Annotated in this window: 3 protein-coding genes; all 3 read right to left on the reverse strand. The window is 64.3% G+C overall.

All coding sequences use genetic code 11. The annotated features are described in order from the left end of the window. Positions 1-1453 (reverse strand): succinate dehydrogenase flavoprotein subunit (gene sdhA, locus C0V97_RS16450; RefSeq protein WP_127103623.1); only part of this gene is annotated, 1453 nt, incomplete at its 3' end. Then, on the reverse strand, positions 1450-1857 hold the full coding sequence (gene sdhD, locus C0V97_RS16455; protein WP_127103624.1) for a succinate dehydrogenase, hydrophobic membrane anchor protein: 408 nt from the start codon (positions 1855-1857) through the stop codon (positions 1450-1452). The genes sdhD and sdhA, both read right to left, overlap by 4 nt. Beyond that, on the reverse strand, positions 1854-2222 hold a 369-nt coding region (sdhC, locus tag C0V97_RS16460; protein WP_233582235.1), incomplete at its 5' end, for a succinate dehydrogenase, cytochrome b556 subunit. The genes sdhD and sdhC, both read right to left, overlap by 4 nt.

Consider the following 2222-nt stretch of genomic DNA (forward strand, 5'->3'; position numbering starts at 1 on the left):
TCGTGTTGCGAAAGACGGCTGCATGGCTCTGCATGATGCGTTGCAGACGTTCGCGCAGCTCTGCCACCGTGAATTTTCCCGAAGCTTCGCGTGTTTTGTCGAAGCCGTCGAGAATGGCCTCTCCGGCATTTTTCGGCAAAGGCGGCAAGGGCACGTTCGGGTCGATGATCTCGGCGGCGCGCTTGCCCGCTGCGCGACCGAAGACGATGAGATCGAGCAGTGAATTTGTGCCGAGACGGTTGGCACCATGCACGGAAACGCAGGCGGCTTCGCCCACGGCCATGAGGCCGGGTACGACGGCTTCGGGATTTTCGGCGGTGGGGCGGAGCACTTCGCCATGCAGATTGGTCGGCACGCCGCCCATGTTGTAATGGACCGTCGGCAGAACCGGTGCGGGCTCCTTGGTCACATCTACGCCTGCGAAGATACGCGCGGTTTCGGAAATGCCGGGCAGGCGCTGATGCAGCAATTCCGGGCCAAGATGCTCCAGATGCAGCATGATATGGTCCTTTTTGGGACCACAGCCACGGCCTTCATTGATCTCGATGGTCATGGCGCGGGATACGACATCGCGCGAGGCCAGATCCTTGGCGGTCGGCGCGTAGCGCTCCATGAAGCGCTCGCCTTCGGAATTGGTCAGATACCCGCCTTCACCGCGACAGCCTTCCGTCAGGAGACATCCTGCCGGGAAAATACCGGTCGGGTGAAACTGGACGAATTCCATGTCCTGTGTCGGCACACCGGCGCGCATGGCCAGTCCGCCACCATCGCCCGTGCAGGAATGGGCCGAGGTGCAGCTCTGGAAGGCACGCCCGTAACCGCCGGTTGCGAGCACGACCATCTTGGCGCTGAAGCGATGGATGGAGCCGTCATCGAGGCACCAGGCCACAATGCCGCGACAGACGCCTTCATCATCCATGATCAGGTCGAGTACGTAATACTCGACATAGAAATCGACCCGGTGCTTGAGGCATTGCTGATAGAGCGTATGCAGGATGGCGTGGCCGGTCCGGTCGGCAGCGGCGCAGGCGCGGGCCACAGGGGCCTTGCCATATTCGCTCATATGGCCACCAAAGGGACGCTGATAGATCTTGCCATCTTCGGTGCGCGAGAAGGGCACGCCGAAATGCTCGAGCTCCATCACGGCGCTTTCGGCCTCGCGACACATGAACTCGATCGCGTCCTGATCGCCCAGCCAATCCGAGCCCTTGACGGTGTCGTACATGTGCCAGCGCCAGTTATCCTCGGACATATTGCCCAGCGAGGCACCAATTCCGCCCTGCGCCGCCACGGTATGGCTGCGTGTGGGGAAGACCTTGGTGACGCAGGCCGTGCGCAGACCGCCTGCGCCCATGCCCAGCGTGGCGCGCAGACCCGAGCCCCCGGCACCGACCACCACGACATCATAGGCGTGATCGACGATGCGGTATTTCTTTGCGGATTCCGCGCTCATGAGCGTCCCTCCTTCGGGCGGGTGATGAGGATACGGGCGAGCGAGGCACAGCCGAGCGCCACGAAAAGAAGGGTGCTGAGACGAATGACCAGGCGCAGGCCGAAACGCCGCCAGCCCCGCGAGTAATCGGAGGCCACGACCTCAAGCCCAAGCTGGGCATGGCGCGCGGTCAGCGCGATCAGCAGGCCCAGAGGGGCGGCATTCTGCACACGCCCCGCCCAGGCCAGAATGGCCTCGCGGTCGCGCCCGGCGAGACGGAGGATCTGGGCAACACCCCAGATGGAAAGCGGGCCAAGAAGCACGGCCGAGATGCGCTCGGCGGTCCAGTGCTCGGCGCCATCGGCCATGCCCCCAAGCCCCTTGGCGCGCGCCAGAGGCGTGCGCATGTCGGAAGAGCGGTTCATGCGCGTGTTCCCTTGCTGCGGCGACGGGAGAGGGCGACAAAGGCGGTGGCCAGCGTGAGCGACAGCCCGGCGGTCACGAAGACCGAGCGTTTGCCATCCTCGTCGATTTCCTTCTTCTCGAAGCGCGCACCGCTATCCCAGATCAGATGGCGGATGCTGGCGATAAAATGATAGAGCGTGGCAACGCCCCAGCCGAGAAAGATCAGGCGCCCGAGCGGGTGCGTCGCGACGCGCTGGGCGCGGGCAAAAGCACGCGGGCCCTGGGCGAGGGCAGCCAGCCAGGCGACCGCCAGACCAGCGCCGAGAGACGAGGCGACGCCCGCCATGCGATTGCCGATCGAAAGCGCCATGGAAAGGCGGAAACG

This window comes from Asaia sp. W19 (genome assembly GCF_003994335.1).
GTDB lineage: Bacteria > Pseudomonadota > Alphaproteobacteria > Acetobacterales > Acetobacteraceae > Asaia.

What these genes read in the sequence shown, in the direction of transcription:
- sdhD (WP_127103624.1), bottom strand. Translation starts at nt 1,857, where the DNA reads ATGAACCGCTCTTCCGACATGCGCACGCCTCTGGCGCGCGCCAAGGGG.